Source organism: Rudanella lutea DSM 19387 (assembly GCF_000383955.1).
Lineage (GTDB): Bacteria > Bacteroidota > Bacteroidia > Cytophagales > Spirosomataceae > Rudanella > Rudanella lutea.
This window is the reverse complement of the sequence record NZ_KB913013.1, coordinates 1941819-1966983: the sequence shown is the minus strand read 5'-3', so window position 1 is coordinate 1966983 and position 25165 is coordinate 1941819. Positions and strand designations below refer to the sequence as shown.

The window sequence follows — 25165 nt, the reverse complement described above, 5'->3', positions numbered from 1 at the left end:
GCACTATGAAAACGATTCTGATTATTGAAGACGACCGCCGTATTGCTCAGAATATCAGCCGGGGCCTTGCCGCCGAAGGGTATCAGACCGAAATCGCGTACGAAGGGTACAACGGGCGTGATCTGGCCTTGCAACAGCCGGTCGATCTGGTTATTTTAGACATCAACCTGCCCGGCCTCAACGGCTTTGAGGTGTGCCGGAATCTGCGGTCGGCCAAGCCGCACCTGCCCATTATCATGCTCACGGCCCTGGGCGAGGTGGAAGACAAGGTAGAAGGATTGGAGCGTGGGGCCGACGATTACATGGTGAAGCCCTTCGACTGGCGGGAGCTGAGTGCCCGCGTGGCTACCTGCCTCCGGCGGTCGGAGCGGCTCAACGCCAACATTGCCGACGAGGTGGTGCGGGTGGCTAACCTGACCATAAACCTGACCGCCAAAGATGTGTACCGCGATACCCAACGGATCGACCTGACGGGTAAGGAGTTTCGGTTGCTGGAGGAGCTGGTGCGGAACCGGGGCCGGGTGGTAACTAAGGCTGACCTTGCCGAGCGGGTCTGGAGCCTTAACTTTGATCCCGGCACCAACGTGGTGGAGGTGTACATCAATTACCTGCGCAAGAAAATCGACAAAGATTTTGAGCCCAAGCTGATTCATACCCGGTCGGGCCTGGGTTATGTGCTCAAAGTAGACTAACCTGACCGTTAACCGCCCCGTGTTTCCAACCATCATGACGCTCCGGGCTCAGATTGCCCTTCGGTTTTCGCTCATTGTAGCGGCTATTCTGCTGCTGCTGTTTAGTCTCATTTACGTGACGGCATCGACGTACCGACGCGATGACTTTTACGACCGACTAAAGCAGAAAGCCCGCACGACGGTGCGGTTTCTGGTGCACGTGAAAGAGGTAGACCGGGCCATGCTCAAAATCATTGACCGGAACTCGCTCACGGCCTTGTTCGACGAGAAAGTACTGGTGTTTGATCACGCCAATAAGCTCATTTACAGCAGTGTCGATGATGCGGAGATTGACCACCCACCGGCTTTGCTCAACCGAATCCGGCAGGAGGGCGAACTCGAAGTGCAGATGGGGCAGTACGAGATGGTTGGTATTGCCTCGACCCAGAAACAACAACAACTCGTGGTGTTGGCATCGGCCCTGGATGCCCCCGGCCTGACCGAACTGCGGCACCTGCGCAACACGTTGTTCTGGGGGTTTATCGGGGGGGTGGGCCTCACCATTCTGGCGGGGATTTTCTTCGCGGGGCAGTCGCTGCGGCCGTTGAATGAGTTCAATCAGCAGATCAAGTCGATAACGGCGCGCAACCTGCGGCAGCGGCTCGACGAGGGCAACCAGCGCGATGAACTCGAACAATTGGCAATGAACTTCAACGCCCTGCTGGCCCGGCTCGACGAAGCCTTTGCCCAGCAACGGGCCTTTGTTTCGCACGCGTCGCACGAGTTACGCACCCCGCTCACGGCCCTAAAATCGGAAATACAACTGGCCCTGCGCCAACCCCTCGACCGCGCGGAGCACGAACGGGTACTGCACACGATGCTGCTCGATACCGACCGGCTGATCGGCCTGGCCAACAGTTTGTTGTTTCTGGCGCGGTCGCTCGAAGATGTGATTCAGATGCCGCTGGAGCCGGTTCGTATCGATGATGCGGTGTTCGAAGCCCGCGACGAGTTGCTCAGTAGCCACCCCGACTATCGGGTCGATATCCAATACGGGCAGGCTCCCGAAATCGACGACGAAACGCTGGTCGAAGGCAACGCGACTCTCTTACGTCGGGTATTGCTCAACCTGTTCGACAATGCCTGTAAATACTCGCCTGATCATACGGCGCGGGTGTGTATTACCATCGACAATCAGCAGTGCCATGTGATTGTTGAGGATAAGGGTATTGGTATTCCGGCAGGTGAGCAGGCTGCCGTTTTTGAGCCCTTCCGGCGGGCGTCCAACGTGCACGAGTACGAGGGGTTTGGGCTGGGCCTACCCATCTGTCAGCGCATTGCCGAGCTGCACCGGGGCAAGATTACCCTCGAAAGCAAACCAAACGAAGGCAGTACGTTCCGGCTTTCGCTGCCGCATCTTTAGTTTAGAGTTTTGGGTTTAGGGTTGTTGGTTGGTGCACACCCTAATTCTAAGTTTTTTCTAATGGATCTGTAAGGGCGGTTTAAGATTGTTGGTGTTGTTTTGAGAGAAGAAGTTCAAGTAGTAGACGTTCAACCTAAATCACCCCAATCGATGAACTGGCTCGAATACAGTAAATGTGTCCTGGAGAAAGTGCGGTTCGACCGGGCGTTGTTTCGTAAGGAGTTGCGTAAGTTTCTGGGCTGGTTAACGCCCGCCGAGCGACTTCATTTGTTACGCTGGTGTCGGCAAAGCCACCGGCAACTGATGGGTAACAGCCTCGTAGTTGCCTGATGTAACCGCAAATGATGTGTTTTTAGGGTAGTTGGCCCCTGTCGAATCCAATCAACAGGGTATTATCTGCCAAGGGGTATGACCCCATAGCTGACCGGGCGGCCCGGCGACTTTCTTCAGGGAAAGCGCCCGGCCGCCCGGTTCTTTATTTCCGCGTAAACCGCATCACGGCCACATCGTCGGCCAGGAGTACAAGCGTGTTGGGGTCGCTCAGGGCGTACCGATTTACCCGTTTGAGCGTGTTCAGAAAGACGCTTTCGCCTTCGCCGGGGCACATTTTGCGGGTCGTAGCCATATTCTCGGCAAAGCGGATGGTGTTGCCATTGACCGTCACGGGGCCGTTAAAGGCGTTACAGCTGGTATTGCCGCTCAGGCGCCCATCGGAGCTAAAGGTGAGGGTAGGTTTTTGTTCGGGGTACAGCCCTTCAAACGCAATGCGTGGCCCCGATATATAATTCAGCTCCCAACGGCCGCCCAGTGCGCCCGTGCCGCTACCCGACGAACCCGTTTGCGCGGCTGAGCTGCCCATAAACTGCCGCTCGGTCAGGAGGAGGTAAGGCGGGTGATAATGGTGGATAAATATTTTCTCTTTGCTATCGGGGTACTGCCGGTAATAGGCCGAGTCGGCCAGGAGAACAACTATCTGGCCCGTCCGGACGTAGTGGTTGCTGTTGTAGTACTCGGGCGCTACGTAGCCGTTCAGGTTTTTCTGAACCGTTTTGGAGGCAATGTTGCCGAGGTATCGCTGATAATTCCGCTGCGCTTTCAGAGCGGGCTTAGTCAGGTTGTTGTACACGTGCTTGAGCACAATCCGGTTCAGCAGCTTTTGCTTTTTGATTACGTCAGGTGCGCCCGAAAACGGATTGGTCGCGTTGAAATCGTTGAGGGTCTGGATCGACAGGGGCACTTCGGGTACCCAGTCGGCGGAGTTGACCACGTTGAAGGCCCAGCCGCCCTGCGTCATGGCTTCGTAGGCGTAGGCAAAGTACAGATTGCCCGGTTTGGGTCCGGCACTACAGTACGTTTTGAAGCGAATGTCGGCGGGTAGCCGCCCTGCTTTCTGAAGGCTGTAGAGGTGTGCGGTGAGCAGGTACGCAATGGCCCCGCCCTGACTGTGGCCCGTAATTACTATGTTTCTGACGCCCTTCCGGTAGCTCGAATCCAGTTTGGGTAGCATATCCTTGCTCAAAAAAGCCGTAGCCACCAGCCAGCCCACGTGTACGGCCGCCTTGGGGTTTTCGGCCAGGTTGTAAGCGAAGGTCTCCGTGTCACTTATCTGCAAATCACCTTTGGCGGGCACCATGGCCGCGTAGAAGTTGGCGAGCCAGCTGGTGCTGTTGGCCGTAGTGCCGCGAACGCTGATGACGGCCGTTTGGGCATTATCGGTCCAGAGGTCCCAGCGGTTGTCGAGCCCCACGATAGGTGAGCGATACACAGGCTTAAAACGTTGCGGGGCCGGAAAACTGGCTACGTAGGTGGAGTCACCGAAGCGGGCCGATACTTTCAGCAGCTCGATGTACTCGGCCGGGTCGAAACCGGGTTGTAGGGGTTGCGCCTGCGCTGCACTGAACGAGAGCAGCGCCAATACGGCAAGCAAAGGGCGTTTCAGAAAATGAAAGGCGTGCGACATACAGGGAATGTGTTGGTGATGGGACGAAAATGCCAATGTAACGCACTAATTGGTAAATGATGTGCCGTATGCTAATAAATTGATTCTATGCACGTTGCGGCTCTGGATAGAAAATAGCCTTATTTTTTTTGATACTCTATTCCAACGATCGACAAATAAACGGGGTCTATCGGGTACACTCCGGAGATGTTCAACCCCTTTTGTTTTATTTTTTAACAACACGCATGAATCGATTAACCACGTCTGTATTGGCCCTGCTCGCCCTGGTGAGCGTGGCCTGTCAGGACAATCAGTCGCTGACCCCCAAACCAACTACCGGTGTTTTGCTGGACGAAACGTTTGCCAATGGGCAGAATGGCTGGGAAGGTGAATACACCGATTACGGGGTCGCGCAGGATTCCCTCATCGAGTTCAAGTTTGAATACGTAAAACTGCCCAGCCCGCTCGACAGTACGCGTAAGTCGTTGCACGTGTATGGCCGCAACCGCAGCGACGATCTGTTTATGTTTGTTCGGAAAAAATTGACCGGCCTGGCCCCGAATACCGATTATACCTTGCTGTTCGATGTGGAGTTGGCCTCGATGTACCCCGAAAATAGCGTCGGCATTGGCGGCTCACCGGCTACGAGCGTATTTCTAAAAGCCGGGGCCTCGGCGCTGAAGCCCGAAAAAGTGAAGAAAGACGATTTTTACAACCTGAGCGTCGACAAAGGGTCGCAATCGGATGAGGGTAAAAACGCGGTGATTATCGGCAACGTAGCCAATGGCAAACAGGAAGAAGGATACGCCCTGATTCAGCGGTCGAACAAAGACAAGCCGCTAACCGTGAAAACGAACGAAGCCGGTGAACTCTGGATCTTTGTCGGCACCGATTCGGGCTTCGAAGGCGATCAGTCGCTGTACTACAGCCGGGTTAAAGTGACAGCGGTAGGGAAGGAATAAGGGAAAAAGGAGAAAGGGAGGAAAGGGAGAAGGAAAGAGTACACAGCGCTCAACCGCTCCTTTCGTCCCTTTCCTCCTTCCTTCCTTTCTCTCTTCTTTATAATAAATCACACTCATACCCTACGGCGTGTAGTACGCTCATGATTCGGTCGGGGTTGATTTGGCTACCCTCAACCCGCAGTACGTTGTCGCAATCATCAAGGTCGAAGTTGACCCGGTACAAACCGAACTGACGGCTGAGTAGTTGGGCGAGGGCGTCGGCCTGTTGGGGGGCGGCTACGTTGGTTTTGAATACTTCGACCCGTCGTTTGAACAGGATCGACTCGGGGAAATCGGTTCGGAGGTTCATCGGGATTTGTTGTTTTGCGGTCGGTAAAAATCGGCAAAATTTTCCAAACGTATACGGGCCGGGCGTGCCGATTTTCGGGGGCGTTTGTGCCACGAAATAGGCATGAAATTGCGTATTTTTGGGGTACCTATTTTCCCGAAAACCATGAAGAAAGTTGCCCTGCTCGTCTACGAAGACGCGGTACTGTCGTCGATCTCCGGCGCCATCGATCTCCTCCTCGCCACCAACGGATTTCTCCAGCAAATGGGCCAGCAGCCCGCCTTCCAGCTCGAACTGGTGAGCGATGTCGGCGGGCCTATTCAGCTCCACGTGCCGGCTCAGTTCATTAGCTCCCGTACGTTCGATGAGGTGACCGAAACCGATCTGGTGCTGGTACCGGCGTTTTACGTCAGCCCTGAGCTGGCCCTGTCGAAAAACGGCCGCCTGATTGAGTGGTTGCGGGCGCGCCGGGCCGGGGGTACCGAGATTGCCAGTATGTGTCTGGGTAGCTATTTTCTGGCCGAAGCGGGCCTGTTGGCCGGGCGGTCGTGCACCTCGCACTGGACCGCGCTCGAAGATATGCAACACCGCTACCCCGATATAGAGGTGCTGACCGATAGCGTCATGACCGACAAAGACGGAATCTACACCAGTGGCGGGGCATTGCTGTCGTGGAATCTGATTCTGTACCTGATCGAGAAGTTTTGCGGGCGCGACATCAGCATTGGCGTCAGTCGCCGGTTCAACATCGACCTCGACCGGGTGAGTCAGTCGCATTTTGTTGTGTTTCAGGGGCAGCGCAAGCACGAAGATGCGCCCATTCTGAAGGCGCAAACCTTTATCGAGCAAAACTACCACCTGCCTATTTCGGTGGAGCAAATTGCCGAACAGGCCAACATGAGCAAGCGCAATTTTATCCGGCGCTTCAAACAGGCCACCCAAAACACCCCGCTCGAATACCTGCAACGGGTGAAGGTGGAGTCGGCCAAGAAAGCGCTCGAAAAAAACGCCGACGATGTCAGCTCCATCATGTACAATGCGGGCTACAACGACGTGAAAACGTTTCGGAAGGTGTTTAAGCAGATTACCGGCCTCACCCCGCAGGACTACCGCCGGAAATACAGCCGCGACATCGTGACGCTGAGTTGAATGAGTGATTAAGTGATTGAGTGATTTGGGGATTTGGTGAAGCCGGAATGGCTACAGACCTGCTTCGGAGAGCCAGTTTTTGAGTACGGACAGGTCGCGTTTCATGCCTGCAACGAGTTGTTTACGCCCCTCAGCCCCGTCTTTGGCGGTGGGCATGGGGTACTCAAAATGGATAGATAGCAGCGGTCGCAAACCCACCTGTTTCATGAGCCGGAAAAAAGCCGGAAAATCCGTTTGTCCTTCGCCCAGCGGCACCGACTGGTTTTTCAGCTTCTGACCCGAGCCCATCCAACGGAAATCTTTTACGTCGATGGTGCGCACGAAGGGGTGAATACGCCGGAAACCCAGCGGCCAACTGTTCGAACCTTCGACGGTGGCATGGTACAAATCGTACTGGCAACCGAGGTAGCGGGCATCCTGCCCCCGCAGGGCGTCGGCCAGGTCCCAAACGGGGGCACCAAATTTTTGGCCGCTGTGGTTCTGGTAACCGCCATGAATCCCGTATTTCTGGTTTAATCGGGCCAGCCCAATCAGGTCTTTGCGAATTCGCTCAACCCCGGCTTCCATGGTTTCGTTTGGTAGGTAATCAATCCAGCCGGTTCGGTAGGCCCGCACGCCCTGCGCGGCTGCTGTTTTCAGGATGGCCTCGGCCTGTGGCGAGCTGGCACTCGTAAGGGCTGTCACGATGGTGGGGATGCTAAGTCCCGCTTTCCGGGCGGCTTCAAGAGCGCGGGGCAGGTCGTCGGCGACGCGTTCGGGCAGCACATGCCCCGCTGGCCTGACGGTCATATCGAGCCCATCGAAACCGGCTTCGGCCGAGAGGCCCGCTAGTTCGTCATAGCTAAACCCGTCGAGGTGTTTAGTAAAGACCTGAATCCGCAGTGGTTCGGGGGCGGGGGTAGCGGCCCAGAGGTCGGTGCTGGCTGCTACGGCGGCTGTGGTGGCCAGACGGCTCAGAAACGTTCGGCGGCTATCGGAATAGGGTGTCATAGGGAATCCGTGAAAATCAAATGTATAGTGTAGAATGGGTAATGAATGACTTGATAATCAGCCGGATAATCATTCTTTATTATCCATTTTACATTCGTCATCCACATTCATTCACTCCCTCAATTTTACAGGGCATGATCGGCTTTTATATCTTGCCCCGACCAGATTTTGCGGGCCGTCCAATCGACACTGGGGCCGCTCCAGAACGGGTCGGTAGGGGAGAGGCCCAGCGGCAGAAACGCTACTGTGCAGAGGTACAGGCTCCCGGTTGAGATGTAATTTTCGCCGATCGAAGGCTGGTGCCCGCATAGCCCAATGGTCAGCCAGCCGTTCGGGTCAAACGTGCCGGGAGCGTCCATCGTCCGCCGAATCACGGCCGTCAGCGCCGACCGAACCTGGTGGGCCGGTAGCTCGTCGGGGAGTGACCGTTGCAGCGCCATCTGGGCCAGGTGCTGAAACGCCCCGCACCGGTACGCCAGCGACCGCCCGAAAGCGGCAAACGAGCCATCGGGGGCAATGAGTCGCTCCTGCACCACGGCAAACCGTTTGGCGCGGGCCATAATCGGGTCGACGGCTGCTTTACTTACTTTTCGTAAGGGCAGCAACGTCTGCACAATGTCTACGAGCATCGGTTGAATCACGAAGCTGTTGTAGTAATCCCAGTGAAAATTAGGCCCGTCGCCGTATACGCCATCGCCTTTGTACCACTGCTCATGTTGCCGAATGGCGTAGTCGAGCCGCATTTCGTCGGCCTCACCGCTCAGTTTGAGCAAAGCCGTTTCGATCATGCCACTGAACAGGAGCCAGTTGTTAAAGAAAGGCTTGATGGTTCGGGTTTGGCGGAGGGCTGCCAGTAAGTTCTGTTGGGCTGTGGCGTCGAGCCTGGCCCAGAGGGCGTTCGGCGCCCGAACGAGGGCATGGGCCAGAAACGCGGCATCCACCACGGGCTGGTTGTTTTTGGTCCAGTTGAGGTACGAACCGGGGCTATTGGCGTCAACGGCGCGGGCAATGGCCTGCCGGGCCAGTTCGCCAAAACGTTGCTGCCGGGCTTTTTCGTCGGCCGGTACATCAGCCTCAAGCCAGGGCGCAATACCCGCCAGCGTGCGGCCGAGGGCCTCCAGGTGGGTAACGGCCTGCCGACTTGCCTGCTGCCCCGGCGCCGACTCTACGGGCATCTTTTCGCGGAGTTGCCCGGCGGCTGCCGCAACCAGCACCGGCTCGGCAATTTTGAGCAGGGTCTGGAGCCAGTACGCCCGGTCGGTGGTGGGCTTGGGTTGTGGCTGAATTTCGGGGAGGGTTAGCGCCGGTGCGGCCAGCACCCCAGCCGATTGGCGAATGAAAAAGCGACGGTTCACAGATTGAGGTTGTTTGTGGTTTCAGCGTTATCTGCGTTTGATTTAAATTCAAAAGATGGCACGCGGATGACACGGATTGAGCTAATTTTCACAGATTTACTCATCAGCCCGAATCCGTGAAATTAGCGCTATCCGCCTGCCATTTACACGTAAAAGATTGGCACGCGGATAACACGGATTGAGCCGATTTTCACGGATTTACTCATCAGCGCGAATCCGTTAAATTAGCGTGATTTATAAATAATTTTTGGTGCAAATAGCTGTTTAACAAATGATTACTGGCTCTAGGGCCTTCGACAGGCTCAGGCTGACATTTGGCTTGAGAGTCCCCAGTCAGCCTGAGCCTGTCGAAGGCCCTGGCGTCAGCCATTATGCATAATCCACGTTAAATTAGCGTTATCCGCCTGCCATTGTAAAAGCGTTATCGGCGTGCTCCAAAAACGATAAACTCAAAACCCTAAACCAATTATAAATTCCCGCCGACGCGCAAACCACTCGGTACGCGCTTCGGAATGGTCCGGTCGAAGGAGTCATCGTTGAGGGTATTCAGAAACTCAATGATCGTGTTGATGTCGCGAAATTGCACCCGCAGGTGTTTGGTGAGCGGGTCGAGCTGCTCGGCCTGCACGCGCGGGTTAGCAATGGTAGTGCCCGACAGATCTTCGTAAAACATCAGCACTTTGGGCAAGTCGGGGAGGGTGCCGTTGTGCATATACGGTGCCGTGCGGCTCAGGTTGCGGAGCGTGGGTGTCCGAAACGCGTACCGGTTATCCGGCCCGGCATCGAATTCGGGCAGGGCCGCGTAATCGGCCACGCCGAGGGTATGCAACTTGAAATCCGACAGCATGGGGCCGTTGTGGCACTTAGAGCAGCCCGATTTCAGAAACAGCGCCAGCCCTTCCTGCTCGGTTTGCGAGAGGGCCGATTTGTCGCCCCGCATAAACTGATCAAAGCGGGAGTTATTCGCAACCAGCGTCCGTTCGTAGGCGGCCAACGCCCGCGCCAGATTCGGTACCGTGACCGGCTCGGGTCCGGCAAAAGCCTGTCCAAACAGGCGTCGATACTCGCCAATGCGCCGGAGCCGGGCCACCACGCTATCGGGGGCCACCTCTTTGGCGTAGGTATGGCCCCGCATTTCTTCAAACGCTTTGATGGGCTCGAGGGCCTGTTTTTCGAGACTGCTGGCCCGTAAGTCCCAGAACATGGGTGCCTGATCGGCCCCGACGGGGTTTTCGTGGGTCAGCCCGTTGAAAGCCGCATTGAGCACCGACTGCGAGTTTCGTTTCACCAACGGAATGGTGTTGGGCTCGCGGAAGTGTCGCTTGCTGCCCGTTCCCTCCCCATTGACCCCGATCGAAACCGGCAAAAACTCAGCGTACCCAAAGTCGGGGTGGTGGCAGGTGGCACAGGCCACATCCCGCCCTCCCGACAGAATCGGATCGTAAAAAAGCATCCGGCCCAGTTCAATTTTGGCGGGTGTACCGGGGTTGTCGGTGGGTTCGGGTACGCGCAACGGCAGGGCTTCCAGCACCGATATGTCGTCGGGCGGCTCTCGTCGGCTCAGCCGTTCCTGCCGCTCCGACTGGCAGCTCAGAACCACCGAGGTCCCAAAAGCGAGCCCCGCTATGCCGAGAAGAATGCGTTTATGACGTTTCATGCCGAAAAACACGGGTTAAAAAGCCGGACTGTTCCCGCCAACGTGTGCTCGCACGACGGATTTATTTACGTGGCCAACTGCTCAGGGCCGGGGTTGGGGTGGCCGGTACATTGGCTCCTTCGGGAATGAGCAAGACCGTGAGCGCACCGGTTGACCCGGCGGGCATCTGCACCTCAAAACCCACCACCGACGAGCCGGGGTTGGGGGCATCGTACGAATTGGGCGGGGTGGTGCTCCAGGTTTTCATGGTCACCTGGGCGGGTTCCTGCACGCGCAGGGTGAGCGTTTGGCCATCTTTCCGCAGCTCGGCTGTGTTGGGCCCTGTAATTTTTACCTCGGCCGGTGTCAGCAGCGACCAACGTACGGTGGCCGGTTGGGTTGCCACTTCCAGCTCGTCGCGCACCACTACGTAGTTACCCGCCATAAGCCCAATGCCCCGGCGGGCTGTTTTGAGGGTCCCTTGGTACACCGTGCTCAGGTCGGTGGTCGCGTTCTGGAAAGCGGGTGTGCTGGCATAGCTTGTCAGGGGGGCGTTTCCGTTTACCCGTTGCAGCTCGTTGTTGATTGTCAGCGTGCTGTGTACCTCATTGCGGTACCGAAATACCTGCCAGCGTTGGGCGTTCTGGTCTTTACCCCAAATGTTCAGCCCCTTCGATTCGAGCGAGTTGTAATCCTGCATCCCCAGGTCCATGCCCCAGCGCACGCCGTTGGCTTCGAGCACAAACGAGCCTGCATCCATGTGGGCGTGGTTGACCGAGGGCGAACCGCCTTTCATGCCCACATACACGGCTTTGGGGTCTTGCCACGACGACCGGAACAGGGCCACCGGGTTTTTGCCACTGCCTGCCCACAGGGTAGCGGCTGGCGGGGTAATCCGGTTTATTTTTACGCCTTTCCCCCAGACCATCATGGCGGGCAGAATCCGGTCGCCGAGCATCGGTTTAGGGTCGGCGGTCAGGTGGGTGCGCTCAACCCACAGGAGCGAGGGGTCGTTGCGCTTCTGCGAAAACCAGAACATGGCCGGTTGAACACCACCCCCACGGCCAGCATCGGAATAATTGAACGAGGCTCCCGAGGGGCCTGTCATGTGCAGGAGGTAATCGGCCGTTTGCATGAAACCCGGCTGGCGGGATAATCCAAAATCGCTGCGGAAAACGCGTTCGAGAGCGCTGATCAGGAGTACGTTAAACGTGGTGCCGTAGCCCCAGTAGCCGTAGCCTTCGGGGTAGGCACCGTCGGGGGCGTAGTCGGCCATGGCGCGCACCACCGTCCGAACGGCGCGGTTCACCAGCATGCGCCCCTGCTCAGGGTTGTTTTCGTACACGGCCAACGCGCCAAACGTAATGCCGGCGTTGCAAACCTGATTCCAGTTGTGCGTAGCCGTCAGCCAGCTGTTATTTTTCTTTTCGAGGGAAGGCTCAATGCCTTTTTTCTGAATGGCCTCGCGGATTTGCGTCCGGGCCGTCTCCGACAGGTCATTGTAAAGCCAATCGTAACCAATGGCTACGGCCATAGTCATCTCGGCGACGTCGAGAAAATGCGAGGGGTTCCAGTCGCTGAACCCCGACACCGCGAGCAGTTCGCGCTCGGCCCGGTCGAGGTAGGGTTTCTGCCCCGTCAGCCGGTAGGCATACGACAAAAAGAAGATCCGGCGCAGGGCCTCGCGTGACTTGTCGAGCAGCCGCCGACCAATCTGAATACGTTCAACGGGGGGCAGGCTCTGCATGCGGTCGCACTCGGCCAGAATAGCCCCGTGCGCTTTGGTCCAGACCGGGTCGGCCTGAATGGATTTGAGCAGGGCTTTTTCCTCGCCTTTCAGCAATAGCAAACGCGGGTGGTCGGGCAGTTTGGCGTTGGTCCGGACGGTGTCGGTCTGGGCGCGGCTAAGCGTCGATACCAGAAAAAGCAGGAAGGCAAAAAGGGCGAGTCGGGTTGTGGTTTTCATGCCTACCAAAGGCACAAACCGGGGCGTGTTTACCCTAAGACTAATGGACGTTTGACCAACCCGTTTACGCGTCGGCCGGCCGTTAGTGAATCGGGTGGTCGAGTTTCTCTTCTTCGAGGTCGAGCCGGGCCTCTTCTTTGCGGATAATCTCCTCGGTAAACTCCTGTTTCTGGTGCAATTGGCGGAGTTTCTGGCGTTTGGCGTCGAGTATATCCGTTACGATTCGGTTGTAGTGGGCTATTTTGTCGAGATCGCCATCCATCGATTGCAGGTGGCGGGTAGTCAGGTGATGATCGTTCTGCATCCGGTGGCGTAGATTCTCGAGCAGTTCGTTGCCCGTAGCGCCCGGTGGGTAGTGTTCTTCAAGTCGGCAAAGGGCCGCGTCGAGCAGTTTGAGCCGAATGGCGTACTCCTGCTTATGGTGGGGCATTTCCCCGTCGGGGTCTTCGTACCGTACCCAGCGTACAATGAGGGGCAGCGTAAGACCCTGAAAAACAAGCGTAATCAGAATCACGATAAACGTGATAAACAGTATCAGGTTACGGTACGGGAACGGGTCGCCATTCTGGAGGGTAAGCGGAATCGACAAGGCTGAAGCCAGCGATACCACTCCGCGCATACCCGCCCAGCCCACAATGACCGGCCCCCGCCAACCCGGATTCCGGTCGGCTACAGCATGGGGCAGAATCCGGCCAACTACCTGCGTGAACGACGAGAAGAAAAAAGCCGATCCAATCCGCGTGACAATGAGCAGCAGCGTAATCAAAACCGCGTACCCAATGGCCTCCGACCAGGTGTCGCGGCCGAGGCCGTTGATGATGGTGGGTAGTTGCAGGCCAATCAGGATAAACACCAGCCCGTTGAGCGCAAACACGATGGTGGCCCACATAGACATGCCCTGTAAGCGGGCGCTGTGGTTCATGATAACGTGCCGTTGATTAGACAGAAACAGCCCCCCGCTCACCACGGCCATCACCCCCGACATATGGAACCGCTCGGCGCTTAGGTACATCATGTACGGGGCCATAAACGTGAGCAAAATGGTGATGCGTACCGGCAGCGGGAGCCACCGGTGAATCAGGTACAACACGCCAGCCACCGCCAGCCCCACCCCGATTCCGCCGAAGGTGACCACAAAAAAGCTGCCCACAGCCTGCTGAATCACAAACGTGCCCGACAGGACGGCCGCCAGTGCAAACCGAAATACAATCAGGCTGGATGCGTCGTTGATGAGACTTTCGCCTTCCAGAATGCTCGTTACCCGGCGCGACACATTGACACCCCGTAGCACCGAAGTAGCCGCTACGGCGTCGGGGGGCGAAATAATGCCACCCAGCAGAAAGCCCAGCGCCAGTGTAAAGCCCGGAATCAGGATGCTCGACACGTAGGCAACCGCAAATGAGGTGATGATTACCAGCCCAAACGCCAGCGTGACAATGATGCGTCGCCACCGCCAGAAATCCCGCCAGGAGGTAAACCAGGAGGCTTCGTACAGGAGTGGAGGCAGAAAAAGGAGGAAAATCAGCTCGGGGTCGACCTCAACGAGGGGCATGCCTGGAATAAAACCGATGAGCAGGCCGCTCAGCACCAGAAAAATGGGCATTGGGATGCGCAGCCGCTGCCCGAGCGTAACCAGCAACGAAATCAGAACCAGTAAAAAAAGGCAGAGCAGTAACGTTTCTTGCATGCAGTGGGGGCGTTGTGGTGTAGGGACGCGGATACTCCGGCAAACGGTTTGCCCGCGTCCCCGGTTCGTTATTGCACCTGCGGCATATCCGACGGGTCCATGAGCAGGTAGCCGGGGTTTATTTTTTCACCATGCCAGCGCGCGCCAAAGTGCAGGTGGGGGCCGGTAGTGCGGCCGGTTTCGCCCACAACACCGATTTTCTGGCCTTTGGTTACCGTTTGGTTCGGCTTTACGTCAATCGATTTGAGGTGGAAATACTCCGACAACAGGCCATTGCCGTGGTCGATGTACACCGAGTTGCCGCTGAAAAAGTGATTGGCGGCCAGTACAACCCGGCCGTTGCCTACGCTCCTGACCGGGGTGCCTGCGCTCACGGCGTAGTCGGTGCCGGTATGGCGGTCGGCGGGCTGCCCGGCAAATGTCCGGCAGTCGCCAAAGCCCTTGCCTGCCGGTAATTGGGCCGTAGGTTTAGTCACCGGAAGGTCGAAAACGGGCGGGCGTTCTTCGTTTTTGGCGAGTAAAATAGGGTTCAGCTCATCCATTTCGCGTCGGTGCCGGGCCTGATTTTTCTCCGAGACCTTCACGTACTCCATCTTTTTGAAGTTCTTGATGTCTTCCTGCTGACAGGGCTTTTCGGTGACCGTGAGCCGGGCCGATTCGAGTTTGCCCCCGGTGGTTCGGCGCGAAATAGTATAGGTGCCTGCTTTTTTCTCCATGTCGATGGGGTAGTAACAGGTGCCGTTTACGGGGTTCCAGACCCGACTTTCGAAGCTACACCGCTGGCAGTTGCCCGGCCACCGGACTACGGCACCCTGCGCTGCCGACACCGAGCGGGTGGGCGTGCTGGTTTGGGCATTGGCCGCTACGGCCAGCCCCGATAAAGCTATGGAAACGAGATAACTGCGCATGGGGTGATTATTAAAAACGTCATTAATCAACCCACGCACGGCCCTCCGGGTTAGCGAAGCCACCAGAATTTGAGCAGGCGGGAAAGGTAAAGATGAAAGAGCGAAAGAGCGAAATAGCGAAAGAGGAATGAAACTTCACTCAGTACCGCCCTCACTCTTTGCTGAACCGGTGCGCCGGAGCGACGGCCCGCACTCTTTACTGAGCCGGTTCTTTATTTTCCTTCGTTAAAAAATACCGTCAGGCCGTCTTTGCCAGCCACCACAATGTCGGGGCGGCCGGTGCCGCGCAGGTCGGCGAGGGCAAAGTAGATACCGGTGCCTTTGCCCACCCCGGCTGGTCCGTAGGCTACCGTGTGTTTGGTAAAGGTTTTACCGTCCCAGGTAAAATAGTACAGACCCACGTCGTCGTAGCAGCCGGGGTCGCCATCGTTGTGGGCCCTGAACCGCTTGCCCGTGATTAGCTCGGGGCGTTTATCACCGTCGATGTCGGCCCATTCCATGCAGTGGTACTGTGAGTTCTTCTCGTCGATGCTGTGCTTTACCCAGGTGCGTGTGCCGCCGGTGCGTTTCTGCTCGTACCAGTGCAGGCCGTAGCTATGCCCCTGACCCACAATCATGTCGGCCAGTTTGTCGCCGTTGAGGTCGGTTACGATAATTGGGACGCTCGCCGTACCGAGGTCAAACTCTTTGCGGAGTTCCCAATGCTCGTTGCCCATGTTTTCGAGCCAGCCGTTGCTCACAATAAAGTCGCCTTTACCGTCGCCGTTGATGTCGCCGAAGCCAAGGCCGTGCCCCTGCGTGGGCGCTACCGGCACCTGCCTGAACGTGTTGGGCTTTTGCAGGGTAAAGTATTTGAGCGGCTTGCCGGGGTTGTTGGGTACAATCTCCACTTTACCGTCGCCATCCACATCCCAGGCGCGGGTGGTTTCTACATTGCCGACCTGCGCAATTTCGTGTTCGGGCCAGGGCTGCTTGCCCTCGGGACCATTGTTTTCGAGCCACCGCAACGTTCCGCTAAACCAGCCCCCCGTCACGACGTCCTGATCGCCGTCGCCATCCACATCGAGCGGAATGGTCGAAAAATCGTCGTAATACTCCGAAAAGCGTTTCTGGTCGCCGATGAGCTTCCGTTTGCGGAACGAGTTTTTCCGTTCTTCGCCGTTTTCGTACCAGAAATCGCCCGAAACAATGTCGGGTTTGCCGTCTTTGTTCACGTCGATAATCCCGACGGATTCGAAGCTTTCGGCGGCCACAAAATGCCGGGCAAATTTCAGCTCACCAGGTGCCCGCGTGGGGTTGAGCCGGGTGGTAGAGGCTGTCAGGAGCGAAAGCCCCACAAGGCAGAGGGCTGGGGTTAATCGATTCACGTTCATTCGGTTGAGGGTTGTGGTATTTTTAGGTAGGCCGGTCGCCCTGACCGGCCTACAGAAGCTACACGGACGTTTATACGGTATCTAACGCAAAAGCAGGCTTACGTGTCTTCCATTTGCCGCGCGTGAAGTCGGGAATGGCAACGGCCGTTGAGCCCTTCCGAATCGACTCTTCCGATAGGGGGCTGATGGCGCTCCAGGCGGCTGCATCGTACACGTCGATGGGGGGCGCGGTGCGGTTCCGAACCGAATCGATAAAGTCGCGCATCACAAAGTGGTCCATACCGCCATGCCCGGCCCCTTCGGCCAGTTTGCCTTCTTTTTTCCAGTAAGCGTGGTCGTACTGCTGCATGTAGGCTTCGTCGGGCTCCCATTGGTGGGCTTTGGGGCTACGGCCTTCAATGTAAATGAGGTTGCCATCGTCCATCCAGAGGCCCTGCGTGCCCTGCACCCGGAACCCAAGTGAGTAGGGACGGGGCGAGTTGGTATCGTGTGTAATCAGAATGGTTTCGCCATTGGCGCATTTGATCATGGTCTGCACCACGTCGCCCAGTTTGAACTTCACCTTCGCGTTGGGGTGGTCGGGGCCACCTTTATCCACCACGTACTTGTGCAGCCCGCGCGCGGGCGAGGCCATCGAGGTGAGGTACAAAAACTGGTTGCCCCGGTTGATATTGATCATCTCGGCCACCGGCCCCAGGCCGTGCGTGGGGTAGAGGTCGCCGTTGCGGTCTACAGAGTGCTGTGTGCGCCAGCGGGCTTCCGAGTAGCCTTTGGGGCCAAACTCCACCCCTCCGCCGTAGGGCTTGGTGCCGTCGTTGAATTTCACCTCGCGCAGGTCGTGCTGATACCCACATTGCAGGTGGTTGATCTCTCCAAACACATTCTGCCGCACCATGTTGAGCACGGCCATCACATCGCGCCGGTAACACACGTTTTCGAGAATCATGCAGTGGGAACCCGTTTTCTCAAACGTGTTCACCAGATCCCACGACTCCTGCAACGTCACCGTTGCCGACACCTCAACCCCGGCGTATTTGCCCGCCCGCATGGTGGCCAGTGCCATAGGTACGTGCCATTCCCAGGGCGTTGAGATAATGACTCCGTCGATGTCGTCGCGCTTGACCATGTTCTCAAAGTCGCGGTCGGTTTTGCCGTAGGTGGCGGCTTCTTTGCGACCGTTTTTGGTCAGCATCTGCTGGCTTTGGGTAAGGGCGGCCGGGTCGGTATCGCAGAGTGCGGTAACAGTTACGTTGGGGAAGTTAAGCGCGTTGCGGAGGTGGTTGCGGCCCCGTTGGCCCACCCCGATAAAGCCCAGCCGCACGGGTTTGTCGTCGGGGCGGTGGTACGGCATTCCGGCAAACAGTTGTTGAGGAATCAGGGCGGCTCCGAGGGTTGCGGTCGCGGTGGTTTTCAGGAAAGTACGTCGGCTCATGGTTTTCGAATGCATACGTGTCTGCTACCCTAAAAACAGGTAAGTGGTCTGCATCTACCAATGTACCCGTTAATTGGCCAGGTCATTGACCGAAATGACACTTTCCTCGTCCACCACATACCCCACCCGAAACGCCCCCGGCAGGCTGTAGTAATAGGTTTGATGCTCGCGGTCGTATTCGACCGGAAAGTTGAGGTCATTTTTGAGCACGGTGAGGTAGTTGAACCAGGTGCTGCGCGAAATGCCCAGCCGCTCGGCCATCTGCTCGGGGGTGCCGGTGGCGCGTTGGCGAATGAGCCGGTCGATGCGCTCAATAAGGGCTATAGCCTGCGGGAAGGTCTGAATGGGCATACGAAAGATAGGTTGGTGGGAAAGCGAGAATGGCACACAAGGCGTAACGAGCCGATGCCGCTCTTTGTTACGCCTTGTGTGCCGGTATGGTGTTGCAAACGCAACTAACGCTGAATGAGTAGCTTGGCGACCTCGTTGGTGGTCGGGTTTCGTAACCGGACAAAATACATCCCGGCTGCCTGCTGACCCAGATCAATGTCTGTTTCCTGGTCATATTCGGTCCCTGTAACAGGCAGGCTAAACAGAGTTTTGCCAGCTGCCGACTCTACAGTGAACGTTGCCTGCTCTCCATTGGCCAGTTTATAGCGTACACGAGCCTGCCCGGTACTTGGGTTGGGGCTAACGCGTAACCTATCGCCCGGTTCGGTGGCAACAGACGCGGCCAAACGAGCACTCCCACAGTTGGTTTGAAACGAATACGAAGGAGCCTCCACACCCGACTGACGGGCCTGTAACGTAAACGTAGTGCCGTTACGTTGCCAGGTGGGTACGTTCATGGTGGGGCTGCTTCCCCAGCCACGAAGCCCCGGAATCTGGTATTCGATGGCCGAACCGTTGCCGCCTGAGGTGTTGATGGTGAGGTCGCCCGTTGAACAGCTAAACGTGGGCGCAATAAGGGTTAAGGCTCCGCCTGATGGGGGTGGTGGTGGGGGTGTGGTTCCGCCACTGCACGAAGCCCCAAACGTGTAGGTAAACGTTTGGCCCGACTGAACGGCCGTGATGGTAAACGTAGTGCCGTTGCGGAGGTTTGCATCCAGCGTTACGGTTTGCAAACTGTTGGCACTAATAAGTCGGTTGCCAAATGCGCCCGGACACCAGGTTTCAATTTGGGCACCATTGCCGCCCGTAAATTGCCACTGCCACACGCCCGTGTTGCAGTCGTAGCTTACCGTCTGAAAGGTGAGTGTGCCGGTGGGTGGGGGCGGTGGTGGGGTAGGGGTAGTAGGGCAGGTAACGGCCTGAAACCGAAACGAGCGGTAGTCATAGAAAGGCTCGGTTGTGTTGCCCCAGATTTGCAGGTTGGGCCCATTGCCGTAGTCCTGTACATCCCAGGTGTTATGGTTGTTGTTGGGGTACGTTATCCGCCACAGGGTGTTATCGGCGGGGTTACAGGCCAACGCCCAGTCCTGTTGGCCGTTGGCAACATACGTGCTTAAGCTCAGAGCTTCGCCAAAGTTGCCGCTGCTGGTGCGGATAGCCCGGTTGGTGCCGTCCTGTACCGTAAAACTGACTCGTCCGTTGCCCCGGTCATCAACCCGCCAGATTTGGTTGTTCTGGTTGTTGGCCCCCTGTTGGATAATACGGCCATCACTCATCGCCTGCAACCGCTGACCCGTTTTTTGGACCTGAATGGTATAACAGGCGTTGGCCGGCACCGAACAGGTGGGGGCAGGAGGTGGGTAACGCCCGGCCCAACCGACCACGTTGTGACTGCCCCGGCTGGCAGGTTTCCGTTAAGCGTATAGGTACGTTCAGGGAAAACAACGGATAACTGATTTCCATTTATCTGATAACTTCCCAGAATGGCAGGCCCGCTAATAGAATATTCCTGTTTTTGAAAGGCACCTCTGGGCTGACCAGTATCAAAATTGGCTCGCATTCTGATTTTTTGGCCGAATGTGAACGCGTTCATGCATCGGTCGTCAGTGTAGTCCATGTAGTTCATGAACATGGCTTGTTCCCCAGGTGTACACCCGGCAACAACATTTGGGCATCCATTTGTACTAATTGCCTGATTTGGCGTGTCGGCTACTTCATCTGTCCCATTACAATCATTTCCTAATATATCACCTATGTAAGCCCCATTCGGAGCATAGTTATCTAAGTCATCATCTCCCCAGATGTGAATTAGGTTTAGCCAGTGACCTACCTCATGGGTTGCGGTACGCCCAAGATTGAAAGCTGGTAAGAGATTCCCTGTCTTACCAAGTGCGTTAAATCTTACCACAATACCATCAAAATTAGGTCTATTAGCCAAACTTATTGGAAATGTAGCTACTCCTAACGTAGCATCTATGAAGTTGCATGACCATATATTGAGGTACTTATTGCTATCCCATGCTGGAAGACCAACTCCGGCCTGTTTCACTGCGTCTAAGTTATTTAGAGTGAAACCTATAGCTGAGGTTCTGAACCGTTCTATACCATTTGTTGGGTTACCATCTGGATCTTTACATGCAAGATAAAATTGAATACGAGTGTCCGCAGTTCCAAATCTTGCAGGTGTTTGTGATGCGTCTGAATTCGCTCTTCTAAAATCTTCATTTAAAACATCTATCTGTGAACGAATTTGCGCATCGCTAATATTCTGTGCATCCGTATTGTGGATAACATGAACTACTACAGGAATTAGAATGACAGGTTCTGAGGATACTTGTTGGTTTAAAAGAATGGGTGTATTTGGAATGACACGTGTAGGAGCTGATTGCTGAAAGGAGTTAACATAGTTATTGAAATTATTAAGCCTTTCAATTTCAGCTTGACTTAGTGAAAGTACTACCACAAATTCGTTGAGCCACCGAGTACTGTGTAAAACAGAGCAAAAGGTAAGAAAGCTTCACCCATGTGCAAAATGTCTTGTGAAAGATCTTCATACAGGTGTAAAGTTTAGTTTGAATATTTTTCCAGTTTCACATACCCAAATGCCCCTCTGCCTATGTAAGCTGGGGTTTGCGTTTCGCCCGAAAAAGTAATGGGCAAGCCTTCCACCTGAAGTGTTTTGGGGGTTTCTCCGCAAATGACCAAAGGCAGTGAATTAGGGTTTTCGCGAACGATGTACCAGGTTGTTTCGGGTGCCCTTGGAGAGCCTTGCAGACGCATGATTCCTTTCACGTCGACAATACGGTCTTTAATGGCACCCGCCAAACAGTCGTTTTGGGGGCTTACCGAGCCTTTTCGCTCACAGGAAGCTCCCAGTAGCCATAGCGTACAGGTGCACAGAAGTAACAGACCTCTTCGCTTCTGCTGGTGCAGACGCACGGCCCCTACCCGGCGGGTTGCTGCTGTTTTGTGAAAGAAGGTGTTCATGTTGCGTAACAGATTTGTGTTGATATACGAGCTACTCAGAACGAGACGTCTGCGTAGCTAAGAGTCTGAAAGTGAGGAAAAGGTTGGAAACGGCGGGCGGTGGGTTTGTAGTCTGTAAGCCCGAAACTCCAGCCACCCATCGTCAGAAGCGTAGGCCGTTAGCTGTTGGAAAGCCCGGTTGTTTTCGCGCAGGTAAGTGAATGGACAATGTAAAATGTATAATGAACAATTGTATTACCTGCTGATAATCACCCATCTCATTGTACATTTTACACTATTCATTTTACATTTAATTTTGTCCGAGTACTTACTTGGGCTTAAACTTGGATTGCCCCGGTTGGGCATAAAGTGAAGAGATACCCCCCCCCAGCAATGAGTATGCCAAGCAGAAGTGAAATTAGAGATGTTCGCATGTGAATGTGGATTTGATGTAGAGAATGATTACTTAACTACTTCCATTCGGTCGACTGCAATTAAGATTCGTGGAAGACCGCTAAAATCAAAGACCTCTTTTGACTTCCAGGCCCGTCCCCAAACTTTGTAATTGTACTGGGTCACCTCCTCAGCGTTTCGACCATCGTATGGTATTCGTGGTAATTTGTTATACGTTTGAGGGCATACCCCAAAACCTTTTATACCAACAGGTCCGTCGAAGAGCTTATGAATATACTGAGCCTCCTTAAAGCGTAGGGATGTTCGTCCATCGTAGAAAGCAAGTTCACCGTTAAGGTGCTTCAGGAATTCTACATTATGCCCTATATCGCAACAGCTCCCATTCTCACAAGATGGATCGGGTGGCTCGATGATTTCGGGCTGTTTTTTGCGGCAGGACAGCGTGAAGACAAGGCTCAGTATGCTGAACCAGAGCAGGATAATTTGTTTGAGCATGATAGTAACCAGTTATGTTAAACCATGCTTCAAACTTACACGTCAGTAGTCTAAATATCTTGGACTGAGTAAAATAGGCACAAATTTTTTTACAGTTTTTTGTAAGGTTTCTGGCTATAAGTAGTTGAGCAGAATTAAATGTAAAATGAATAGTGTAAAATGGACAATGAGATGGTTGATTATCAGCATTTAACACAATTGTTCATTATGCATTTTACATTGTCCATTCACTTAAGACAAGTTTGTTTAGAACTACGGGTTCGATGGCCCAGAGCTACAGAGTTAACTACACAGAACGAGACGTCTGCGTAGCTAAGAGTCTGAAAGCGAGGAAAAGGTTGGAAACGGCGGGCGGTGGCGTTGGTCAGGATTTGCTTTTGGCGATCTGCGTAATGGCCATCACCAGCCGGTCGAGGTCGGCGGGGGAGGTGTAGACGTGGGGGGTTACGCGCACACAACTGATGTTTTCCCAGACCGTGGGCGAGGTGTTGATCTTGTATTTGCCAAACAATTGGCTTTCCAGCTCGGCAATGGTCATGCCGTCGATGCTGACCCCGCAGATACCGCACGAATACGGTGCCTTGAGCGAGGTATGCAGGCGCACACCGGGGAGGTTAACCACCCGCTCGGCCCAGTAGTTTTTGAGGTAGCGGATGCGCTCTTCCTTGCGTTTGGTGCCAATGGCATTATGAAAATTGAGGGCTTCGCCAATGCCCTGCTCAATTGCAAAACTGCGGGTGCCCAGCGTTTCAAATTTGCGGATATCGGCACTGTTAGGGCTGGGGTTGCAGAGTAACGGCCAGACACCGGCAATCTTCTCCCGCCTGATCCAGAGCATACCCGTACCCACCGGGGCCGACAAAAACTTGTGCAGGCTCGTGCCGAAATAGTCGCAGCCGAGGTCGCCAATGGTAAAGTCGAGCAGACCAAACGAGTGCGCTCCGTCTACGAGTACTTCCACCCCGCGCTGTTTAGCCATCCGGCAGATTTTCTGTACCGGCAGAATCTGCCCCATCCAGTTGATCACGTGCGTCACGTGCAGAATTTTAGTGCGGGGCGTAATGGCTTTCTCGTAGGCGCGCACAATGGCGTCGTCGTCTTCGATGGGGAAGTTAAAATTGAGCTGTTTGTACACCACCCCCTCGCGGCTTGCCCGTTGCCGCCAGGCCTGCACCACGTTGGGGTAATCCTGCAAGGTGCCCACCACCTCGTCGCCCCGTTGGAGCGGAAGGCCGTAAATCACGGTCAGCAGGGCTTCGGTAGCGTTTCGGTTAATGGCGATTTCGTCGGCCGGGGTGCCTGCCAGCAGGGCCAGTTTGTCGCGCACGGCCTCGCGACCCTGATCCAGAATCCGCCACATGTAGTACGATGGCCCCTGATTGATGAGCGCGTTGTACCGTTCGAGGGCGTGCTGTACAATGAGCGGAGCCGGCGATACGCCCCCGTTGTTCAGAATCAGGATGTTTGACGACGAGGCCGGGTACGCCTGCTGAATCCGGTGCCAGTAATCTTCGTCGGTCGCGGCCTGTTGGGGGGTGAGCCGCTCAACGCGGGCGGTGGCATCGGCCCAGTCGGCTGCGTGGGCCTGCGCAAACAGGCTGTTGGCGGAGAAGGCGCCCCCGGCGAGGGCCAGTTTACCTAAGAAAGAACGGCGGTTGGTTGGGGTTGACATGGGGCTTAGGAATTTATCGAACCTGCTTCCGGAAAAAATTCAGGGCTTCAACGTGTACGTCCAGATCGTTGGGGTAGTCGTGTTTGCCGCCGTTAACTTTCAGCAGCACCACATCGGGCTTGCCGGGGGCGTGGTAGGCAAACCGCTCGACCGTTTTGCCATCGGCGGGGTCGGTATCGGGCAGGGTTTCGTGCGTGGGGGTGCCGGTATGGCCTGCCAGTTCGGCCCAGTACGCAACCGTGCGGTCGGTGGAGCGCACCTCGCCCATGTTCATGTTTTTGCCCAGTACTACCGGGCCGCCCTGATAGGGGTTAATGGGGTCGTCGGTCCCGTTGACGATCATCACCGCCACCGGCTTACCCGAGGGAACGCAATCCAGATTCGGGGTGTCGGGCAGGTTGGCAATGAGGGCCGTAACGGCCCGGAACTGCTGCGGCATGGTCAGGGCCAGTTTGTAGGCCATGTGCCCCCCGCCCGAGGTGCCTACCGCAAACACCTGCTCCGTATCGACGCCGTATTTCTGGACGAAATACCCGATCATGGCCGAGAAAAAAGCCTGCTCGTTTACATCGTCGAGGTTGGCCTGCGCGGGCGACGCCTTGCGGCACTCGTTCCAGTACCGTTTGTAGCCATCGGGGTAAACCACCAGCGTGTTGCTCGTAGCGGCTATTTGTTCCATTTTCTGGGCGGCTTTCATCATGCCCCGGCCATTACCGCCCGACCCGTGCATCACAAACACAAGGGCCGGTTGGCGGAGGGGCTGCGTGGGGGTGTTGAAATGAAACGAACGATAACGGCCTTCAATCTGAAGCGAGTCGCTGATGAGCTGGGCTTTGGCGAACGCGCAGCTGAGAAAAAGCAGCGCGATAGATAGCAGACACTGAAGCATGAGGTTGGGTTTCGGTTTTGACAAGGACGAATGTACGGCCATAAATTGGAATAGGCCAACCCCGATTCGTGTTTGCAAATCCCGCCCGGACTGCCGTATTTTGCGGGGCAAACATCGCGCGATCAATGAACTTTCCCCAGGAACTGAAGTACACCCAGGATCACGAGTGGATCAAATTTGAAGCCGACGGATCGGCTGTCGTTGGGATTACCGATTTCGCTCAGCACGAACTCGGCGATATTGTTTACGTAGACATCAACACCGTTGGTCAGTCGTTGAGCAAAGGTGACGTGTTTGGCTCGGTCGAAGCCGTAAAAACAGTTTCAGATCTGTTTTTGCCCATCGAAGGCGAAATTCTGGAAGTAAACACCGAGATCGAAAAATCGCCCGAACTGGTCAACACCGACCCGTACGGAGCCGGTTGGATTGTGAAGGTGAAACCCGCCGATGCGGCCCAACCCGACGACCTGCTGAGTGTCGACGCGTACAAGGAATTAATCGGTCAGTAAGTTTACCGTT

23 protein-coding genes are annotated in these 25165 nt (G+C 55.7%); 6 read left to right on the top strand and 17 right to left on the bottom strand.

All coding sequences use genetic code 11. The features are described 5' to 3' along the window. The first annotated feature begins 5 nt into the window (after nucleotides 1-5). The 3 genes from RUDLU_RS0108125 (at nucleotide 6) to RUDLU_RS27135 (ending at nucleotide 2424) form a co-directional block, all read left to right on the top strand. Complete coding sequence (locus tag RUDLU_RS0108125; protein ID WP_027302874.1) at nucleotides 6-692, top strand: response regulator transcription factor; 687 nt, start codon at nucleotides 6-8, stop codon at nucleotides 690-692. A 34-nt stretch (nucleotides 693-726) separates the two neighbouring features. Next, entirely contained in the window at nucleotides 727-2094 is a 1368-nt protein-coding gene (locus RUDLU_RS0108120) for a HAMP domain-containing sensor histidine kinase (RefSeq protein ID WP_019987869.1), read from the top strand. A gap of 150 nt (nucleotides 2095-2244) precedes the next feature. Beyond that, a complete protein-coding gene (locus RUDLU_RS27135; protein WP_019987868.1) occupies nucleotides 2245-2424 on the top strand; it encodes a hypothetical protein in 180 nt (59 codons plus the stop codon). Nucleotides 2425-2569: 145 nt separating this feature from the next. Here the strand turns inward: RUDLU_RS27135 and RUDLU_RS0108110 are convergent, their stop codons facing one another. Then, nucleotides 2570-4054, bottom strand: coding sequence for a lipase family protein (locus tag RUDLU_RS0108110; RefSeq protein WP_019987867.1), 1485 nt, complete (start codon nucleotides 4052-4054; stop codon nucleotides 2570-2572). Between the two features lie 224 nt (nucleotides 4055-4278). Here RUDLU_RS0108110 and RUDLU_RS0108105 point away from each other — a divergent pair, with 224 nt between their 5' ends. Beyond that, the gene (locus RUDLU_RS0108105; RefSeq protein WP_044129380.1) at nucleotides 4279-4995 is read left to right on the top strand and encodes a hypothetical protein; all 717 of its coding nucleotides are present in this window, start codon (nucleotides 4279-4281) and stop codon (nucleotides 4993-4995) included. A 97-nt stretch (nucleotides 4996-5092) separates the two neighbouring features. Here RUDLU_RS0108105 and RUDLU_RS0108100 read toward each other — a convergent pair whose 3' ends face one another. Next, on the bottom strand, nucleotides 5093-5344 hold the full coding sequence (locus RUDLU_RS0108100) for a hypothetical protein (RefSeq protein WP_019987865.1): 252 nt from the start codon (nucleotides 5342-5344) through the stop codon (nucleotides 5093-5095). A 144-nt stretch (nucleotides 5345-5488) separates the two neighbouring features. On the opposite strand from RUDLU_RS0108100, the gene RUDLU_RS0108090 reads away from it, so the two are divergent. Next, the gene (locus RUDLU_RS0108090) at nucleotides 5489-6472 is read left to right on the top strand and encodes a GlxA family transcriptional regulator (protein ID WP_044130086.1); all 984 of its coding nucleotides are present in this window, start codon (nucleotides 5489-5491) and stop codon (nucleotides 6470-6472) included. Between the two features lie 51 nt (nucleotides 6473-6523). On the opposite strand, the gene RUDLU_RS0108085 is transcribed toward RUDLU_RS0108090, so the two are convergent. The 15 genes from RUDLU_RS0108085 to RUDLU_RS0108015 all read right to left on the bottom strand — a co-directional run bounded on the left by RUDLU_RS0108085 (nucleotide 6524) and on the right by RUDLU_RS0108015 (nucleotide 24646). After that, nucleotides 6524-7462 carry a sugar phosphate isomerase/epimerase family protein gene (locus RUDLU_RS0108085; RefSeq protein ID WP_019987862.1) on the bottom strand — a complete coding sequence of 313 codons (939 nt, stop codon included), beginning with the start codon at nucleotides 7460-7462 and terminating at the stop codon, nucleotides 6524-6526. Nucleotides 7463-7587: 125 nt separating this feature from the next. After that, the gene (locus RUDLU_RS0108080; RefSeq protein WP_019987861.1) at nucleotides 7588-8817 is read right to left on the bottom strand and encodes a DUF2264 domain-containing protein; all 1230 of its coding nucleotides are present in this window, start codon (nucleotides 8815-8817) and stop codon (nucleotides 7588-7590) included. A 466-nt stretch (nucleotides 8818-9283) separates the two neighbouring features. Next, a complete protein-coding gene (locus tag RUDLU_RS0108075) occupies nucleotides 9284-10474 on the bottom strand; it encodes a cytochrome-c peroxidase (RefSeq protein ID WP_019987860.1) in 1191 nt (396 codons plus the stop codon). 61 nt (nucleotides 10475-10535) lie between these two features. Further along, on the bottom strand, nucleotides 10536-12419 hold the full coding sequence (locus RUDLU_RS0108070) for a heparinase II/III domain-containing protein (protein ID WP_019987859.1): 1884 nt from the start codon (nucleotides 12417-12419) through the stop codon (nucleotides 10536-10538). Nucleotides 12420-12501: 82 nt separating this feature from the next. Next, nucleotides 12502-14106 (bottom strand): Na+/H+ antiporter, encoded by a 1605-nt coding sequence (locus RUDLU_RS0108065; RefSeq protein WP_019987858.1) that lies wholly within the window; start codon nucleotides 14104-14106, stop codon nucleotides 12502-12504. A 68-nt stretch (nucleotides 14107-14174) separates the two neighbouring features. Continuing rightward, nucleotides 14175-15014: a M23 family metallopeptidase gene (locus RUDLU_RS0108060; RefSeq protein ID WP_019987857.1), complete on the bottom strand. Its 840-nt coding sequence runs from the start codon at nucleotides 15012-15014 to the stop codon at nucleotides 14175-14177. 212 nt (nucleotides 15015-15226) lie between these two features. Further along, nucleotides 15227-16387: an FG-GAP-like repeat-containing protein gene (locus tag RUDLU_RS0108055; protein WP_019987856.1), complete on the bottom strand. Its 1161-nt coding sequence runs from the start codon at nucleotides 16385-16387 to the stop codon at nucleotides 15227-15229. 70 nt (nucleotides 16388-16457) lie between these two features. Then, complete coding sequence (locus RUDLU_RS0108050; RefSeq protein ID WP_019987855.1) at nucleotides 16458-17819, bottom strand: Gfo/Idh/MocA family protein; 1362 nt, start codon at nucleotides 17817-17819, stop codon at nucleotides 16458-16460. 69 nt (nucleotides 17820-17888) lie between these two features. Beyond that, on the bottom strand, nucleotides 17889-18170 hold the full coding sequence (locus RUDLU_RS27130; protein WP_019987854.1) for a helix-turn-helix domain-containing protein: 282 nt from the start codon (nucleotides 18168-18170) through the stop codon (nucleotides 17889-17891). 104 nt (nucleotides 18171-18274) lie between these two features. Beyond that, the gene (locus tag RUDLU_RS0108040) at nucleotides 18275-19486 is read right to left on the bottom strand and encodes a T9SS type A sorting domain-containing protein (RefSeq protein WP_083940538.1); all 1212 of its coding nucleotides are present in this window, start codon (nucleotides 19484-19486) and stop codon (nucleotides 18275-18277) included. Then, nucleotides 19483-20673, bottom strand: a complete 1191-nt coding sequence (locus RUDLU_RS29220) for a zinc metalloprotease (RefSeq protein ID WP_083940537.1) — start codon at nucleotides 20671-20673, stop codon at nucleotides 19483-19485. The genes RUDLU_RS0108040 and RUDLU_RS29220 overlap by 4 nt, the downstream gene beginning before the upstream one ends. Before the next feature lie 104 nt (nucleotides 20674-20777). Next, nucleotides 20778-21197: a hypothetical protein gene (locus RUDLU_RS29645; protein ID WP_157580122.1), complete on the bottom strand. Its 420-nt coding sequence runs from the start codon at nucleotides 21195-21197 to the stop codon at nucleotides 20778-20780. A 441-nt stretch (nucleotides 21198-21638) separates the two neighbouring features. After that, nucleotides 21639-22085, bottom strand: a complete 447-nt coding sequence (locus RUDLU_RS0108025; RefSeq protein ID WP_019987850.1) for a hypothetical protein — start codon at nucleotides 22083-22085, stop codon at nucleotides 21639-21641. Between the two features lie 364 nt (nucleotides 22086-22449). Continuing rightward, nucleotides 22450-23757, bottom strand: a complete 1308-nt coding sequence (locus tag RUDLU_RS0108020) for an aminotransferase class V-fold PLP-dependent enzyme (protein ID WP_019987849.1) — start codon at nucleotides 23755-23757, stop codon at nucleotides 22450-22452. Between the two features lie 13 nt (nucleotides 23758-23770). After that, complete coding sequence (locus tag RUDLU_RS0108015) at nucleotides 23771-24646, bottom strand: CE1 family esterase (protein ID WP_044130081.1); 876 nt, start codon at nucleotides 24644-24646, stop codon at nucleotides 23771-23773. Between the two features lie 125 nt (nucleotides 24647-24771). Between RUDLU_RS0108015 and gcvH the strand changes: the two genes are divergently transcribed. After that, nucleotides 24772-25155: a glycine cleavage system protein GcvH gene (gene gcvH / locus RUDLU_RS0108010; protein WP_019987847.1), complete on the top strand. Its 384-nt coding sequence runs from the start codon at nucleotides 24772-24774 to the stop codon at nucleotides 25153-25155. Nucleotides 25156-25165: the final 10 nt, after the last annotated feature.

What these genes read in the sequence shown, in the direction of transcription:
- RUDLU_RS0108125 (WP_027302874.1), top strand. Translation starts at nt 6, where the DNA reads ATGAAAACGATTCTGATTATTGAAGACGACCGCCGTATTGCTCAGAAT.
- RUDLU_RS0108120 (WP_019987869.1), top strand. Translation starts at nt 727, where the DNA reads ATGACGCTCCGGGCTCAGATTGCCCTTCGGTTTTCGCTCATTGTAGCG.
- RUDLU_RS27135 (WP_019987868.1), top strand. Translation starts at nt 2,245, where the DNA reads ATGAACTGGCTCGAATACAGTAAATGTGTCCTGGAGAAAGTGCGGTTC.
- RUDLU_RS0108110 (WP_019987867.1), bottom strand. Translation starts at nt 4,054, where the DNA reads ATGTCGCACGCCTTTCATTTTCTGAAACGCCCTTTGCTTGCCGTATTG.
- RUDLU_RS0108105 (WP_044129380.1), top strand. Translation starts at nt 4,279, where the DNA reads ATGAATCGATTAACCACGTCTGTATTGGCCCTGCTCGCCCTGGTGAGC.
- RUDLU_RS0108100 (WP_019987865.1), bottom strand. Translation starts at nt 5,344, where the DNA reads ATGAACCTCCGAACCGATTTCCCCGAGTCGATCCTGTTCAAACGACGG.
- RUDLU_RS0108090 (WP_044130086.1), top strand. Translation starts at nt 5,489, where the DNA reads ATGAAGAAAGTTGCCCTGCTCGTCTACGAAGACGCGGTACTGTCGTCG.
- RUDLU_RS0108085 (WP_019987862.1), bottom strand. Translation starts at nt 7,462, where the DNA reads ATGACACCCTATTCCGATAGCCGCCGAACGTTTCTGAGCCGTCTGGCC.
- RUDLU_RS0108075 (WP_019987860.1), bottom strand. Translation starts at nt 10,474, where the DNA reads ATGAAACGTCATAAACGCATTCTTCTCGGCATAGCGGGGCTCGCTTTT.
- RUDLU_RS0108070 (WP_019987859.1), bottom strand. Translation starts at nt 12,419, where the DNA reads ATGAAAACCACAACCCGACTCGCCCTTTTTGCCTTCCTGCTTTTTCTG.
- RUDLU_RS0108065 (WP_019987858.1), bottom strand. Translation starts at nt 14,106, where the DNA reads ATGCAAGAAACGTTACTGCTCTGCCTTTTTTTACTGGTTCTGATTTCG.
- RUDLU_RS0108060 (WP_019987857.1), bottom strand. Translation starts at nt 15,014, where the DNA reads ATGCGCAGTTATCTCGTTTCCATAGCTTTATCGGGGCTGGCCGTAGCG.
- RUDLU_RS0108055 (WP_019987856.1), bottom strand. Translation starts at nt 16,387, where the DNA reads ATGAACGTGAATCGATTAACCCCAGCCCTCTGCCTTGTGGGGCTTTCG.
- RUDLU_RS0108050 (WP_019987855.1), bottom strand. Translation starts at nt 17,819, where the DNA reads ATGAGCCGACGTACTTTCCTGAAAACCACCGCGACCGCAACCCTCGGA.
- RUDLU_RS27130 (WP_019987854.1), bottom strand. Translation starts at nt 18,170, where the DNA reads ATGCCCATTCAGACCTTCCCGCAGGCTATAGCCCTTATTGAGCGCATC.
- RUDLU_RS0108040 (WP_083940538.1), bottom strand. Translation starts at nt 19,486, where the DNA reads ATGAGTGATGGCCGTATTATCCAACAGGGGGCCAACAACCAGAACAAC.
- RUDLU_RS29645 (WP_157580122.1), bottom strand. Translation starts at nt 21,197, where the DNA reads ATGAACACCTTCTTTCACAAAACAGCAGCAACCCGCCGGGTAGGGGCC.
- RUDLU_RS0108025 (WP_019987850.1), bottom strand. Translation starts at nt 22,085, where the DNA reads ATGCTCAAACAAATTATCCTGCTCTGGTTCAGCATACTGAGCCTTGTC.
- RUDLU_RS0108020 (WP_019987849.1), bottom strand. Translation starts at nt 23,757, where the DNA reads ATGTCAACCCCAACCAACCGCCGTTCTTTCTTAGGTAAACTGGCCCTC.
- RUDLU_RS0108015 (WP_044130081.1), bottom strand. Translation starts at nt 24,646, where the DNA reads ATGCTTCAGTGTCTGCTATCTATCGCGCTGCTTTTTCTCAGCTGCGCG.
- gcvH (WP_019987847.1), top strand. Translation starts at nt 24,772, where the DNA reads ATGAACTTTCCCCAGGAACTGAAGTACACCCAGGATCACGAGTGGATC.